The following is a 15,861-nucleotide window of genomic DNA, read 5'->3' on the forward strand; positions in this document are numbered from 1 at the left end:
TGGTCAGAACAAAGCAGTGACGATAGAAAAGAATGTCGTGCACACTTGCTCGTAAGTCTAACTTTCTGCTGTAAAAAGTTTACGAACACAAAAAACCCAGCATCAAGCTGGGCTCTTAAAAAATAGAAAATCAATTAGTGCTACCTAGTCCATGATATCTTCTGGCATATCACCACGGATTTGCTGCCAGATTTCACCTGTTTGATGACCGTATTTACGCATCATAGAAATCGCTCCATCGTGTTCACGACGCTCTGCCAGCACAGTTAAATCTTTATAAAACTGACGCGCTAATTCACGGGTACGTGAATCAGAGAAGTAATGGCAACCAATTTTTGAGTAGAAGCCTTTAAAGCCATTTAAGATAAGCACGTAAATGCGGTTATTACCAGCAACGGCTAGTTCATGGTGAACTTTATAATCGTAATCAGCAAATGCTTGAGCACTGTCTTCAAGTTCTTCACTTTGCGCTAAGATTTCAATTACACGCTCAGGGGCAAGCTTAATTGCCGCACGAGTGTAAATTGCGCTGATATTAGTACGAGCAGAAAGTAATTGATCTGTAAGCTCTGGCATTTTATCTTCATCAAGACGCGCAAGTGTTTCTAAAATATTTAGACCTGAGGTTTCCCAGAAGTTATTTACACGAGTAGGTTTACCGTGTTGAATTGTTAACCAACCATCACGAGCTAAACGCTGCAGTACTTCACGTAACGTTGTGCGTGTTACACCAATAAGCTCTGACAATTCACGTTCGGCAGGAAGAATTGAGCCAGGCGGAAAGTCACCATTCCAAATAGATTCTACAATGTATTCTTCAGCAAAACCTGCTGGGCTTTTCGCTTTAAAAATTCTCATTCAATTTCCACTTGAGTTAGCAACTACTTTTACCGCATTTGGCATTCAACTCACTGATTGTACCAGATGATCAGCAACTAACAAGTAAACTAACTCTGCTGTGCATAAAAATCTTTAAGATCTCGTTAAATAAGTGACCTTTTGGATTAAAAGCACACCAAACAACAATACTTTCGATATACTCAACTTCTAATTATTTACAATAACAACCAGCACTAATAAAAGGTACAGCCATGCAACAGCGCGTTTTACCAGCAATATTTAAAAACTTTTTGGGGACTTCGCCACAGTGGTATAAATACACCATTATTGCGTTTTTACTAATCAACCCAGTTTTATTTCAACTTAACCCTTATCTGGCAGGATGGGTATTAGTGCTCGAGTTTATCTTCACACTCGCAATGGCGCTAAAGTGTTACCCGCTTCAACCAGGTGGCTTATTAGCCATAGAGGCGTTGTTTATTGGAATGACAACAGCCGGCCAAGTTGAGCATGAAATAGTACAGAATATTGATGTAATTCTGTTACTTATCTTTATGGTTGCAGGCATATACTTTATGAAAGACTTGCTTTTGTATATTTTCACAAAGCTTGTTGTTTCGGTGCGTAGCAAGACCGTGTTATCGCTGTCGTTTACAATTGCAGCTGCCTTCTTATCCGCTTTCTTAGATGCGTTAACGGTTATGGCTGTGGTTATTGCCGTCGCTATGGGTTTCTATAGCATTTATCATAAAGTGGCATCTGGCAAAGATTCTAACAGTGAGCACGATATTAACGATGATAACCAGGTACGTCCTGTCAATCGCCAAGAGCTTGAAGAGTTTCGCGCTTTCTTACGTAACTTGTTGATGCATGCATCAATTGGTACTGCCTTAGGTGGTGTGTGTACTATGGTAGGAGAGCCACAAAACTTAATTATTGCGGAACGAGCTGGCTGGTTCTTTGGCGAGTTTTTCTTTCGTATGCTGCCTATTACTTTGCCTGTAATGATTGCAGGTATTGCCACGACTTTCTTCCTCGAGAAAACCAAAGCATTTGGCTATGGTGCCAAACTCCCAGCACCCATTCACACTATATTATCGGACCACGCTAAAAAGCTTGAGAAAAAACGTACTACACGCGATAAAGTGAACTTAGCTATTCAAGCATTTATCGCTGTTTGGTTGATTATAGGTCTAGCACTTCATTTAGCCACTGTTGGTTTAATTGGCTTATCGGTAATTATTTTTGCGACAGCCAGTGCCGGCATCATTGAAGAACACCAACTAGGTAAAGCATTTGAAGAAGCCCTGCCATTCACTGCATTACTTTGCGTATTTTTCTCAATTGTTGCCGTTATTATCGACCAGCATTTATTTACACCCGTGATCGCATGGGTACTTACTTTTGAAGGCCAGCTGCAATTAGTCATGTTCTTCATAGCTAACGGTATTCTGTCGATGGTCAGTGACAATGTTTTCGTAGGTACTGTGTATATAAACGAAGTTGCTGCTGCACTACAAGCAGGTCAAATTACTCGTGATCAGTTCGATTTACTGGCTGTGGCTATTAACACAGGTACCAACTTGCCAAGTGTTGCTACCCCTAATGGCCAAGCTGCGTTCTTGTTCTTGTTAACATCAACATTAGCACCTGTACTAAGGCTGTCTTACGGGCGCATGGTTTATATGGCCCTACCATATACCATAGTGTTAACGATTGTTGGTTTGAGTATGACCTTATTTAGCCTATCTGATATGACAGATTTACTCTATCAATGGGGCTTAATCAACCACCATACGGGTGTGTTACCAGGTTCACTTGGTGGTCATTAATCTAAACAAAAAAGCCCGCGAAATGCGGGCTTTTGGTTTTATTGAGTATGAGTATTTAATCTAACACTTTTGCATCGTTCGCTTTGTTTAGTAAGCTTCGGCTTTGCGTTAAGAAATGCGCTGTCGCATCAGAGAAATACTCTTTCGCATCTGCAAACGCGGCAATCAATGCAGCTTTATCACCTGCTTTGAGTTTTTCGAGGGTTTCCGCAAAAGTATCTTGGTAATTTGCAAGTAATGATTCTACATCGTCGAATTGCGCTAACATGATATCAGAATATAGTTCAGGTGACTGAGCAAACAATCTCCCAACCATCATTAACTCTAACTGATAAATTGGTGATGAACAGCTGCGAAGTTCTGCCAACGTATGACTTTGCTTGGCAAGAAACTGACCGTATACAAAGGTTGTTAAGTGACGCATTACCTGAATGATTTGCATCGCTTCATCATGTTTTTTAGCATCCATTTCAACCACTTGACATCCCCAAACTTGGAGTTGCGCCATTAGCCCTTTAGCTACTTCATGATCTCGCCCTTCACACACAACAACGGTTTGTTTTACCCAGTGTGAAATATCTGGACCAAACATGGGATGCAACCCGACTACTGGGCCGCTATGAGCCGCCATTAGGGCTTTTAAAGGCTTTTGCTTAACTGATGTAATATCAACTAATAAACAGTCATCATCGAGTGTTGGTAATGCCGAAACTACGTGTTCAAGTGCATTAATTGGTACACTCACAAGGACTAATTTTGCCCCTTTTAATATCGCTTCACTCTGTGCTTGCTGTGCTTTATCTAAAATACGGACTTCATAACCTGAACGAGCAAATTGTTGAGCAAATAGCTGACCCATGGCACCTTCACCACCAACAATTACAATGGGTGATAACTGAGGTGCAACACAAGCGAGGCTACCTTGCTGGTTTTGATACGCTTCACGCATCATACGGCGCAGGATATCTTCAACTAACTCAGGGTTAACCCCTTGTGCGACTGCTTCTTTGCGGCGAGCTGCAAGTAAATCAGCCTCGCGATCTGGGGCATGTAATGGCGCACCGATTTGTTGCTTAATTGCGCCTATTTTTTCTGTAATCCCATTACGCTTTGCCAGTAATGCCACCAATTGCGCATCACATTCATCTATTCCTGCTCTTAAATCAGCTAGATCATTCACTGTTACCACGTTACTACACCTCAAACCCTAAAAACGTAAATAATTATATACAAAAAAGTAAAGCTTTTAATACAAATTATAGTAACAGGATAACAGCCAAAGCACAAAGCCCTAACGTGCATGTCGCATAGCTTATAAAGGGATAAATAGAGGTCAGTCGATCAGTTTGAAGGGAGTACTTAGGTGTCTCACAAAGGGGGGAAAATTATTTTTGTGGTATAAAAACCAAAACGGGCTGCAACCTAAGGCTGCAACCCGTTTTATTTTGCGTTGTAAAACAGCGCGTATTAGTTAAGTTTTTCTCTAATACGTGCAGATTTACCAGAACGCTCACGTAGATAGTAAAGTTTCGCACGGCGAACAGCACCGCGACGTTTAACTGAGATACTATCGATAAGAGGGCTGTGCGTTTGGAATACACGCTCAACACCTTCACCGCTCGAAATTTTACGAACAGTGAATGCTGAGTGAAGACCACGATTACGCTTAGCGATTACAACACCTTCAAAGGCCTGTAGACGCTCTTTGTTACCTTCTTTTACACGTACCTGTACAACAACTGTATCACCAGCGCCGAATGCTGGTACGTCTGATTTAAGCTGCTCTTCTTCAAGCGCTTTAATAATATTTTGGTTTACTTTTGCCATTATATTTCTCACTTTCCTAGGTGTAACTGTCTTCTAGCCACAAGCTTGTTGGTACTCTTGCTGAAACTCAGCAAGGAGTGCCGCTTGCTCCTCAGTCAGAGCTAGGTTATGCAACAAGTCAGGACGACGAAGCCAAGTTCTACCAAGTGATTGCTTTGTGCGCCACTTAGCGATTTCTTGGTGGTTTCCGCTGAGCAATACAGCAGGCACCTGTTTATCATCCAATGTCTCTGGCCGTGTATAGTGAGGACAATCAAGCAAGCCATTCGAAAATGAATCTTGCTCAGCTGACTGGTTATGACCTAACACCCCTGGTACTAATCGTGCTACTGCATCAATTAGCGTCATTGCGGGTAGTTCACCACCACTTAAAATAAAATCACCAATTGACCATTCTTCATCAACGTATGATTCTATAATTCGCTCATCTATACCTTCATAGCGACCGGCAATTAAAATCAGCTTTTCTGAATGCGCAAGTTCACTTGCACCTTGCTGATCTAATTTGCGCCCTTGCGGTGACATATAAATTACTTTTGCACCATCACCTGCCGCTTTTTTAGCGTCAAGGATAGCTTGTTTCAATGGTTCAACCATCATTAACATGCCAGGACCACCCCCGTAAGGACGGTCATCTACAGTTCTATGCTTATCAGTAGCATAGTCACGCGGATTCCAGCAGTTAAAGTCAATTAGACCATTTTTAACTGCGCGACCTGTAACCCCTTGAGTGGTAATCGCATCAAACATGTCCGGGAAAAGGCTAATCACCCCTACCCATAGCGAACTCGTTTGTGACATTAAAACCCTGGGTCCCAGTCAACGGTAATTTCTCTTGCATCATATTTAACTTCTTTAATAACAGAGTCTGTTAAGTAAGGAATTAAACGTTCTGCTTGGCCAAATGCATCTTTTTTGTTTGCTTTCACAACCAAAACATCATTTGAGCCTGTCTCCATAAGGTCATCGACTGTGCCTAAGTTATAACCTTTATCAGTTATAACAGACATGCCGATCAGATCTCGCCAATAGAATTCACCTTGCGGTAATTCTGGTAGCTGCGCTGCGTCTACTGAGATTTCTACATTGGTTAAAGCCATTGCTTCGTCTCGGTCGTTTACTTGCGCAACTTTAGCGATAAAGCCTTTGTTGTGGCGACGCCAGTCGACCACTTCTAAGGTCTGCCATTTACCTTGCTGCCCTATCAACCATGGGCTGAAATCGAAGATCCCTTCGGGATCATCAGTAAATGAATGCACCTTAAGCCAGCCCTTTATACCATACGGGGCACCGAGCTTTCCTACTGTAATATACGAGGTGTTCTCTTGACTCATGGTTACTCTTACGCCTATTAAGCCGCTTTACGAGCGTCTTTAACTAACTTAGCTACGCGATCTGAAAGAGATGCGCCTTGACCTACCCAGTGTTCAACACGAGATAAATCTAAACGTACTTTTTCTTCCTGACCAGAAGCAATTGGGTTAAAGAAACCTACTTTCTCGATGAAGCGACCGTCACGCGAGAAACGGCTATCCGCAACCACAATTTGATAGAAAGGGCGTTTTTTAGCGCCACCACGTTGCAAACGAATAGTTACCATACCGTCCTCTACATTAGATTGACTGTTTTCATTAATAAGATTTACTCCCCAGTACGGGAAGCTGGGGAATTGTACGAGTTTTTTGCAACATTGCAAGTAAGAACTGCTGCAAAATGTAAGTTTAGTTGATTAAACACTGATCTGGCCTTTAAATCTTACATGCAGCTAACAACTATGCATAAATTATCTACAAAAAAAGGAGCTATACGCTCCTTTTTATACACTTAATAAAAAGCGCTATTAAAATTTAGGACCACCACCCATCATGCCAGGTGGTAACATGCCTTTCATACCGCGCATCATTTTCTTCATACCCCCCTTGCCTTTCATCTTTTTCATCATCTTCTGCATTTGCGTAAATTGCTTAAGCAGTTTGTTGATTTCTTGCACTTGGGTACCAGAGCCTGCGGCAATACGTTTTTTACGAGAGCCCTTGATGATTTCAGGACGCGCGCGCTCTTTTGGTGTCATTGAGTTAATGATGGCTTCCATTTGTACGAAAGTCTTATCGCCCATCTGCCCTTTTACGGCGTCTGGTAAGTTTTGCATGCCCGGTAGCTTATCAAGCATCGACATCATACCGCCCATGTTCTTCATTTGACGAAGTTGCTCAGCAAAGTCATCTAATGTAAAGCCGTCACCTTTAAATACTTTCTCAGCAACTTTAGCCGCTTTCTCTTTATCTACTTTCATTTCGACTTCTTCGATTAATGAAAGTACATCACCCATACCTAGGATACGAGAAGCAATACGGTCAGGGTGGAAGGGTTCAAGTGCATCAGTGCGCTCACCTACACCCATAAACTTGATCGGCTTACCGGTAATATGACGGATTGATAATGCAGCACCACCACGAGCATCACCATCAGTCTTTGTTAAGATCACACCACTCAAAGGTAGCGCTTCATCAAATGCTTTTGCTGTGTTTGCTGCATCTTGACCTGTCATCGCGTCAACGACGAATAAGGTTTCGATTGGATTAATCGCACTGTGCAGTGCTTTGATCTCGTCCATCATGTCGTTATCGACATGTAAACGACCTGCAGTATCGACTAATACTACATCGATGAACTTTTTCTTCGCGTGTGAAATCGCATTATTCGCAATATCTACTGGCTTTTGTGAGATATCGCTTGGGAAGAACTCAACACCCACTTCATCAGCAAGTGTTTCTAGCTGTTTGATTGCTGCCGGACGATAAACGTCAGCACTAACAACTAACACAGACTTTTTCTTACGCTCTTTTAAGAATTTAGCAAGTTTACCAACACTGGTTGTTTTACCAGCACCTTGTAGGCCCGCCATCATCACTACCGCAGGCGGCTGCGCATTAAGGCTTAACTCTTCATTTGCTTCACCCATTGCCTTTTCAAGTTCTTCACGAACAATCTTAATAAAGACTTGGCCTGGACTTAAGCTTTTCGTTACTTCAACACCAACGGCGCGTTCTTTAACTTGCTTAACGAACTCACGAACAACAGGTAATGCAACGTCCGCTTCCAAAAATGCCATGCGGACTTCACGTAATGTATCTTTTATATTTTCTTCAGTTAGGCGTCCGCGGCCACTGATATTTTTTAAGGTTTTACCTAAGCGTTCTTGGAGATTCTCAAACATGTAAAGGTTCCGATAAAACGTGTTTCACCTGTAGTGTACATAAAACAGACAAGTTTGAAGACAATACAGGCAATATTAAAATTTAATTACTAGCAGTATACCGTAAATGGTGGTCGACAATACAGTGTTCAAGTGTGTAGTTTGAGTTTCTTTTTACAAACTCTATGCTTTTTCCTTGCTATAAAATACAATGGCATCAAAGAGACAAGGATTTATCTATATAAATTAAGTGGCCAAAACACGATGATTATTAGTTTAACTATTATTGCTAGTTTGTTTTATGTGTTAGCAACGTCACATGTGCTATCACGCCTTTTCCACAAACAAGGTCCGAGCCAAAAACTCACAGTGATACTAAGCACTGTGGCTATCCTTGCCCATATGCTATTACTGGTTAATTCAGTTTTTCGTGCTGACGGTCAAGATTTGAGTATCGTCAACGTTGCTTTATTGACCTGTTGGGTCATCGTAGTATCCGTTACAGCTGTGTCGCTCAAGTTCCCTGCTACCTTATTACTACCAGTTGTGTATGGTTTTGCAGCCTTACTTACACTTGCCAGCTTATTTATTCCGCATCATGTGATTTTACAATCAATAGATGTTGAACTTGGCTTAGTCACTCATATATCGTTATCACTTTTGGCATATTGTGTGCTAATAATCTCGACACTCTATGCGGTACAGTTTTACTTTATTGATAAGCGTTTAAAGCGCAAAGACTTAGCAATCGTACACAGTCATCTTCCACCTTTAATGGTCGTTGAGCGTCAGCTTTATCAATTACTCACGCTTGGTACAATTCTACTTACTTTTGCACTACTTTCTGGGTTTATCTTCTTAGAAGGTATGTTTGCCAGTGAATTTATCCATAAAACGGTTTTATCGTTAATTGCTTGGCTTATTTTCACTGTTGTAACAGTGGGTCACTTACGTCAAGGCTGGCGTGGTAAACCCGTGGTGTTTTCGATCATGATAGCCGCTTTTATCTTGTCACTTGCTTATTTTGGCAGCCGTTTCATCCAAGAAGTGATTCTAAATAAGTTTTAACTTGACTCAGCAAGCTGTCTCTAGCTTAATATGCACTGATTTATAAAAAAAGGATCCATCGTTGGACGACATATCGACTAGTACCCTGTTTATTATATTGGGATTATTGATACTTATTTCTGCTTATTTTTCTGGTTCTGAAACTGGAATTATGTCAATTAACCGTATCCGCTTGCGCCATCTTGCTAAAGAAGATCATCGTGCAGCGAAACGCGTCAGCAAACTGTTAAGTCGCCCTGACAGACTCATTGGTCTGATCTTGATTGGTAACAACCTAGTTAATATCGCTGCAGCACAGGTTGCAACGATTATTGGTATTCGCCTATACGGTGACCTCGGTATCGCAATTGCAACTGGTGCACTGACCTTAGTGGTTTTAATCTTTGCCGAAGTAACACCAAAGACACTTGCAGCGCTTTACCCAGAAAAGGTCGCTTTCCCAAGTTCGATTGTCCTTAAGGGGCTTTTGAAAATACTTTTCCCATTTGTGGTTATCGTAAACTGGATGACCAATGGCATGCTGCGCTTGTTTGGTATCACAACAGCACAAATTGAAGAGCACAGTTTAAGTAAAGAAGAATTAAAAACCGTGGTGAACGAATCTGGTGCTCTATTACCAGCTCGCCACCAAAGCATGCTGACTTCAATTTTAGATTTAGAGCAAGTAACTGTTGAAGATATTATGATCCCACGCAACGAAATTGTTGCTATCGATATCAATGATGACTGGAAACTTATTAGCCGTCAGCTAACTCATGCTCAGCATACTCGCGTTTTATTATATCGTGACCAAATTGATGATGCTGTTGGCTTTATTCACTCACGTGATGCACTGCGCCTATTAACTAAAGAACAGTTTGATAAGCCATCACTATTACGTGCGGTTCGTGAAATCTACTTTATTCCTGAAGGCACATCACTAAACACACAATTGCTTAAGTTCCAGCAATCAAAAGAACGTATCGGTTTAGTTGTTGATGAATATGGCGATATCCAAGGCCTAGTAACACTTGAAGATATTCTCGAAGAAGTTGTTGGTGACTTCACAACAACGCAAACTCGCACGCCAAGTGAGGAAGTTACAGAGCAAGACGATGGCTCAGTACTTGTAGATGGTGGTGCTAATATTCGCGATTTAAATAAAGAAATGGGTTGGGAGCTCCCGATTGATGGCCCGAAAACGCTAAGTGGTTTAATCGTTGAATACTTAGAGGATATCCCAGACTCAAACCTAAGTTTACGTATTGCCGGATACCCTATTGAAGTGATCGAGATAAAAGAAAACATGGTGAAGTTAGTTAAAGTTATTCCAAGCAAACGCACGGAGTAACGTTCGACTCACCCCAAAAAAGGAGTAGCTTGCTACTCCTTTTTTGTTAGTTATAACTGAAACGCCTCAGAAAATTCACATTTTCCCAGCAGACCCCACACCGTAAAGCAATTCCTCTACTATTATTTTCTTTAAATACTCTGTTGTATAACAAGGAAAAATAATGGACGAAATATCAATCGAGAAAATCTACAACCAAGCTATAGAGTTGCTAATGCTCTACGGGCCAAAGTTTATTCTAGCAATACTGGTTTTAATCATTGGTTGGTGGTTAATTGGTAGAGTTGCCAACATGGCTGAAAAATCAATGAATAGGGTCAAATTCGAAGTTGGTTTGACGCACTTTTTAGTCTCCTTCATTTCTGTCATTTTAAAGGTACTACTGCTGATATCTGTTGCCTCGATGATTGGTATCGAAACAACCTCATTTATTGCAATGCTCGGAGCAGCCGGTTTAGCCGTAGGTATGGCACTGCAAGACAGTCTAGCGAATTTTGCAGGTGGAGTGCTTATCCTATTCTTCAAGCCTTTTAAAGTAGGTGATGTTATTGAAGCCCAAGGCTACATGGGGAAAGTAGTAGAAATTCAAATTTTTGTCACTGTTTTACTTACCTACGATAATGAAAAAATCATTATTCCAAATGGCACGCTATCGAATGGCTGTGTTAAGAATAAGTTTGCAGAGCCAACACACCGCGTTGCAATCGAGTTTGGTATTAGCTATGGCGATGACGTTCATAAAGCCCGTGACGTGCTTATGAGCGTTCTGGATGACTATGATCTGGTATTAAAAGATATAGAAGATAAAAAACCAACAGTGCATGTTAGCCAGCACGGTGAAAGTCATATCGGCATGTTAGTGTGGGCTTGGGTTGAATCGGATAACTACTGGCCTGTGTACTTTGGTTTGTATGAACGAGTCAAAATTGCCTTTGATGCTGCTGATATCACTATTCCATTCCCACAGCGAGATGTTCATATTCACCAATTCCCTGGTAAATAATTTACAAGGCGAGGTCAACTCGCCTTATTTGATTGTGCTTGTTGAATTCGTATCAATAACTCTGCCGTAGCAGTTGCATCGGCTAATGCTCTATGATGATTCGTTAAGTTCAATTCAAAGTGTGTCGCTAAGTTACCAAGTGAATAAGACTTTAGCTTTGGAAATGTCTTTCGTGATTCAACTACTGTACATAGCTTAGGCATTTTAAAACCTTGCCCGAGTGCAGCGTATTCCTTGCGAATAAATCCGTAATCAAAATTCACATTGTGAGCAACAAATACACTGCCTTTTAACAGGGCACGCAACGTGTCGGCTATGTCCTCAAAGCGAGGAGCATCACGTACCATTGCCGCGTTAATTCCTGTTAATTTGGTAATAAAGGCAGGAATACTTCGTTCGGGATTGATTAAACTCGCCCACTGCTTAATAACTTCGCCAGCTTGTAACTGCACAACCGCAATTTCAGTGATTTTATTATTCCCTTGTACGCCGCCAGTAGTTTCTATATCGACCACACTATAAATGCGATTTGGATCATTAAACCAGCTCACCTTAACGATATTTACTTCAAAGCCGTGTTGTTTTAAGACATCAATACTGACAAGTTGGTTGCGTCTTAGTTTGTCGCCCGGAGCTTTAACTTCTTCAAATGTGAGCTTATGCTCTTTTAAAACCATTAAATCTGGGTAACCATCTTTAAGCTGCTTAAAGGTTTTTGTCATTTGCAATAAATGCGCTTTTAAACTAGCTAGACTGCTGTGTTTTATCAACATTTTTAGTGGCTCTAAAATATCGCTATGCCACATAAAAACACCATTGGCTATTTCGTAGTACTGTCCTGCATTTTTACAAACATATTTATACAACGCTTCATTACTAGTGAAATTTGCAAGCTTTTGCTCAATTTGTGTATGCTGCGCTGTGTAAAAGCAATCAGCAAGTAGTACTTGTGGATAAAGATCAAATTCATTACACGGCGGGTACGGTGTCTCGATAAAGAGCTCTTGCCAAAATGTTAGGGTAAAAAGACTTAACCAAAGATTATTCTCGGTAAAAAACACAGTGTTACCGAACTGTTGATAATACTCGCATACTCCTTGCTCTACATCACCACGGTAAATGTCATCAACGTCTATTTGATGCTCTGTATCAATTAACATTTGTGTTAAGCGTGAACGTTGCTGCTTATTATATTTACGCTGTAGAAAGTCTTCGGCGAAATACAAAATGCTATCATCAAGCGGATTTTGGATAATATTTTCAAGCTTATGCTCAACCCAGCTTTTGTCTCCTAGCTTGTAACGCTGGCGAATTGCCAGCTCTTGCGCTTCACTACTGCCCTCACAATGCTCTAGTAACTCAAATGCAAAACCTAAGTCATGATCTTTAAGCTGCTTATATAAGCGGATCAGTAACTTGTTTTTGATGCTCTGGGCTAATTCATCTTCACAGTTAATAGCTAAAAGTGCTTGAGCTAAGGTTTGGTACTGTGCTTCTGATTGGCTTTGCTTAAGCTGCATACGCAACTGGTTTAATTGATAATGCGATTGTGCCTCGGCTAAGGTTTTAAAACGCGATAAGCTGTCGCTGACATCACCACGTACTTTTGCAATTCCTAAGTCACGCATTACAAAGCGATTTTGATGGTTTATATCGCCTTGACTTAGTCGGCCGCTATGTAAAAACTCAAAGTATTCATAATACTGGCTTCGGCTATTGACCACGAACTGACTAAATAAAGCGTCTAAATCACTGTGGTTGCGGTCAATATACTGTTTACAAAGTTGAATTAAGCTATGTTTGCTGGCTGATTTTTTATAATCAGGTTGTGTCGTCATTAACTCATCGTTTGCTAATAAGGTTAATAAAGTTGGCTTTGTTAAATGCTCAAGCAGCAAATCTAATTCATCATGACTTGGATGTGCCACCAGCCCCTGTTGCTTTAGCTTAAAAATAGCCCCATGTAGATTAGGGATTTCTTCATAATTTAACGATGACAGTGCCACGATTTTTGGTTTACGGGAATAAATACGCAGCAAAGTACACAAACTTTGCTCATCAAGTAGGGTGAGTTTTTCAAGAAATTGCATTTGCTCAGCTAAGAGTAAATGCGTGCACTGAGATTGAATAAACTCAGCGAGCTCAAAGAAATGACTTAAATAATATTTTGCTGGTAATTGTGTTTTCATAGCCAAACCTGATACTGTATATAAATACAGTATCAGGTATTAGTAAACTGATTTCAATGTTTGAGGCTATTTAACTTTTAAAATACCTACAATCGCGCAAATTGCACCGCCTACCATACCGAGCCAAGCCTCAATCGGTGTATCACCACTAAAAGTTCGGCTAATTTGTGCACTTGCAGAGTCATAAACGTTATATCCCCATACTGCGAGCGCTACACCAATAACGATTAAAGCAATACCTATAATTTTTCCCATCGTGTTGTTCCTTTTTGTTGTTTTGATTTCGTGCTGCTATGTTTAGTTTTGCACATATAATAATTAGCTGCAAAACCTTAAGAAATAATCAAACTAAAGGTTATGTTTTGCTCACTTAACGAAACCTGAAGTTCAGCATCAATTGCTTTACTTAACGCTTTGGCAATGGATAAGCCTAAGCCAAAGTTATCTTCAGACGTTCTGGCACTATCTTTTTGCCAAAGCGGATCAAATAACTGGCTAATGTCTTCATCTGTTAATGGTACTTTTAATTCGTTAGTAACAGAAAATTGCAACTTCCCCTTTTTATTAAGCAGCGAACTTACAGTCACTATGCTCTTTTCTGGACTGTATTGTTTAGCGTTATTCACAAGGTTGGTGATGATTGATTCAAGGGCAAATAAGTTACTTACAATGGCTGGGATATCATCTTGAAACTCAAACTTAACCCATTCTAAATCGCACTTTTCTAAGGTGCGTAAAATAACCTGATTTAAATCACATGCATCTTGCTTTGGTAGGGCTTCATCACTGTACTTATGCAGTAGCAATAAGTTCGACACAATGCTCTTTAAACGCTGGCTAATTTTTAGCACTTCAGGTTTAAAGTCTGCCTCAAACTCTTTTTCATTTGGAAAACGAATCGCCACTTCAGCCATATTTATAAGCTCAGCAATCGGCGTTTTTAACTCATGGGCAATATCTGAGGTCAAGCGCTTTTCACGAAAATAGAGCTGGCGGTTTTCTTGAATAAAGGCATTTAAGCTATCAACAATGGGTTGCAGCTCTTTCACAGGTTCTTTTATTGTTATCACGGCACTTTTATCTGCGATACTAAGCCGACTTATATCACGGTTTAGTTGATTAAGTGGCGCTAGAGAGCTGTCGACCGATTTACGCACAAATAATCGAATGAATACGATTACTGACACGGTAGAAACAACAAAAATAACGTCAATTAACCATAAAATAAAATCAACTTTTTCTGATGAAGCTGCATAAGCCAAAGTAAGCGTGGTGTGATGCGTTTTGCTCACGCCATCAAAAAAATTTCTATGTGAGTGAGAGTCGATTTGCGGCTGGAAACGAGTATAAATAATTCGCCCGTCACGACCATCCGGCAGCTCAGTGGTCATTATTTTCGCTTCACCCAGTTTTAATTTTTCAAACTTGAGGTTCTTCAAAGCGAATAAATTAAGGCTCTGTGAGCGGGTAAACACCCCATCATCAGTCCACATTTGAAAATATTCAGGCTCAACTTGACCATCAAATTCTGGCATAAAGTCACTAGAAAAATTAAAAGTTAACCCCTCTTCATCTTCATGAACCAAAGTCATCAGCATACCGGCTTTTGATTTCATGCCACGGTTAAATTCATTATCAATCCAACTATCAACGGCTATATCAGTGGCGACTAAAATACTTAAAACTAGCCCAGTTATAGTAATCGATAATGTAGTTACCAACTTACTGCGAATTGACTTCATTATTTTCCTTGAATGATATAACCAAAGCCACGCTTAGTTTGAATAGGTAATTCACCGCCAGCCACCCTAACCTTTTTGCGGGCCGATGATAAATGCGCTTCAATGGAATTTTTTGAGACCAAGTCATACTGCCCAGCTATGTAGCTACTCAACTTTTCTGCAGTGATCACTTTATTTTGATTGCTAAATAAACACTCAACTATTTTATATTCGTTAGGTGTTAAGTCGACTGAAGTACCGCCGACTTGTAAGAGTTTTAATTGTAAATTTAAAGCCAAGTTATCAATGCGGATCACATCACTGATTGTTTTCAGACCACCGCGACGCATTAAATTTAATAACCTTGCATGCAGCTCATCAAACGAAAATGGTTTGGTCAAATAATCATCGGCCCCAGTCAGCAGCCCCATTACTCTGTCTGCAGGTTCTTGCTTGGCAGATAAAATAAGCACACGCACATCGAGCTGCTTTGCTCTTATGGTTTGTAATAACGTAATGCCATCAAGACTGGGTAACATAATGTCGAGTATTACTAATTCGTACTCACCAGACATGGCCATACTCAAACCTTCAGCACCATCGCCGGTTTCATCAATGGTAAAACCTAAGTTTTCAAGGCCAATTCGTAGACTACGTCTTAATGACACCGAATCTTCTATTATCAACAATTTCATATGTTACTCATTTAGATAAAAACCACTTTTGTGTCATTAGGTTACGCTCAAAATCTTAAGATTCCCTTAAGATTTACTTAAGTTTTTCTAGTTTAGAAAATATTAAGATTACCATAAGGGTTTCTTAAGTTTCACTGCCTAGTATTGCCATAGTTTCGAT

15 protein-coding genes are annotated in these 15,861 nt (G+C 40.4%); 4 read left to right on the top strand and 11 right to left on the bottom strand.

The features are described from left to right. Positions 1–144 precede the first annotated feature (144 nt). A complete protein-coding gene (gene fadR / locus J8Z25_RS11225) occupies positions 145–858 on the bottom strand; it encodes a fatty acid metabolism transcriptional regulator FadR (RefSeq protein ID WP_130051065.1) in 714 nt (237 codons plus the stop codon). A 233-nt stretch (positions 859–1,091) separates the two neighbouring features. On the opposite strand from fadR, the gene nhaB reads away from it, so the two are divergent. Next, positions 1,092–2,672, top strand: a complete 1,581-nt coding sequence (nhaB, locus tag J8Z25_RS11230; RefSeq protein ID WP_130051064.1) for a sodium/proton antiporter NhaB — start codon at positions 1,092–1,094, stop codon at positions 2,670–2,672. Between the two features lie 55 nt (positions 2,673–2,727). On the opposite strand, the gene tyrA is transcribed toward nhaB, so the two are convergent. From tyrA to ffh, 6 genes are all read right to left on the bottom strand, one after another. Next, positions 2,728–3,861: a bifunctional chorismate mutase/prephenate dehydrogenase gene (tyrA, locus tag J8Z25_RS11235; protein ID WP_178927193.1), complete on the bottom strand. Its 1,134-nt coding sequence runs from the start codon at positions 3,859–3,861 to the stop codon at positions 2,728–2,730. A gap of 278 nt (positions 3,862–4,139) precedes the next feature. After that, complete coding sequence (gene rplS / locus J8Z25_RS11240; RefSeq protein WP_130051062.1) at positions 4,140–4,499, bottom strand: 50S ribosomal protein L19; 360 nt, start codon at positions 4,497–4,499, stop codon at positions 4,140–4,142. 33 nt (positions 4,500–4,532) lie between these two features. Further along, entirely contained in the window at positions 4,533–5,300 is a 768-nt protein-coding gene (gene trmD / locus J8Z25_RS11245; RefSeq protein ID WP_130051061.1) for a tRNA (guanosine(37)-N1)-methyltransferase TrmD, read from the bottom strand. Beyond that, positions 5,300–5,833 (bottom strand): ribosome maturation factor RimM, encoded by a 534-nt coding sequence (gene rimM / locus J8Z25_RS11250; protein WP_250661056.1) that lies wholly within the window; start codon positions 5,831–5,833, stop codon positions 5,300–5,302. Before rimM ends, trmD begins: the two co-directional genes overlap by 1 nt. Before the next feature lie 17 nt (positions 5,834–5,850). Beyond that, positions 5,851–6,099: a 30S ribosomal protein S16 gene (gene rpsP, locus J8Z25_RS11255; protein WP_036967110.1), complete on the bottom strand. Its 249-nt coding sequence runs from the start codon at positions 6,097–6,099 to the stop codon at positions 5,851–5,853. A 240-nt stretch (positions 6,100–6,339) separates the two neighbouring features. Beyond that, positions 6,340–7,716, bottom strand: a complete 1,377-nt coding sequence (ffh, locus tag J8Z25_RS11260) for a signal recognition particle protein (RefSeq protein WP_130051059.1) — start codon at positions 7,714–7,716, stop codon at positions 6,340–6,342. 243 nt (positions 7,717–7,959) lie between these two features. Here ffh and J8Z25_RS11265 point away from each other — a divergent pair, with 243 nt between their 5' ends. The 3 genes from J8Z25_RS11265 (at position 7,960) to J8Z25_RS11275 (ending at position 11,096) form a co-directional block, all read left to right on the top strand. Next, positions 7,960–8,763 (top strand): cytochrome C assembly family protein, encoded by an 804-nt coding sequence (locus tag J8Z25_RS11265; RefSeq protein WP_130051058.1) that lies wholly within the window; start codon positions 7,960–7,962, stop codon positions 8,761–8,763. Between the two features lie 61 nt (positions 8,764–8,824). Continuing rightward, positions 8,825–10,093: an HlyC/CorC family transporter gene (locus J8Z25_RS11270; protein ID WP_130051057.1), complete on the top strand. Its 1,269-nt coding sequence runs from the start codon at positions 8,825–8,827 to the stop codon at positions 10,091–10,093. 163 nt (positions 10,094–10,256) lie between these two features. Further along, a complete protein-coding gene (locus J8Z25_RS11275; protein WP_250661057.1) occupies positions 10,257–11,096 on the top strand; it encodes a mechanosensitive ion channel family protein in 840 nt (279 codons plus the stop codon). Between the two features lie 14 nt (positions 11,097–11,110). Here the strand turns inward: J8Z25_RS11275 and J8Z25_RS11280 are convergent, their stop codons facing one another. From J8Z25_RS11280 to J8Z25_RS11295, 4 genes are all read right to left on the bottom strand, one after another. After that, a complete protein-coding gene (locus J8Z25_RS11280; protein ID WP_250661058.1) occupies positions 11,111–13,285 on the bottom strand; it encodes an exonuclease domain-containing protein in 2,175 nt (724 codons plus the stop codon). Between the two features lie 66 nt (positions 13,286–13,351). Further along, complete coding sequence (locus J8Z25_RS11285; protein ID WP_054553751.1) at positions 13,352–13,540, bottom strand: DUF3185 family protein; 189 nt, start codon at positions 13,538–13,540, stop codon at positions 13,352–13,354. A 77-nt stretch (positions 13,541–13,617) separates the two neighbouring features. Then, positions 13,618–15,027, bottom strand: coding sequence for a sensor histidine kinase (locus J8Z25_RS11290; protein ID WP_250661059.1), 1,410 nt, complete (start codon positions 15,025–15,027; stop codon positions 13,618–13,620). Then, positions 15,027–15,701, bottom strand: coding sequence for a response regulator transcription factor (locus tag J8Z25_RS11295; protein ID WP_130051053.1), 675 nt, complete (start codon positions 15,699–15,701; stop codon positions 15,027–15,029). The genes J8Z25_RS11290 and J8Z25_RS11295 overlap by 1 nt, the downstream gene beginning before the upstream one ends. Positions 15,702–15,861 lie beyond the last annotated feature (160 nt).

Source organism: Pseudoalteromonas sp. SCSIO 43101 (assembly GCF_023650775.1).
Classification (GTDB): Bacteria; Pseudomonadota; Gammaproteobacteria; order Enterobacterales; family Alteromonadaceae; genus Pseudoalteromonas; species Pseudoalteromonas apostichopi.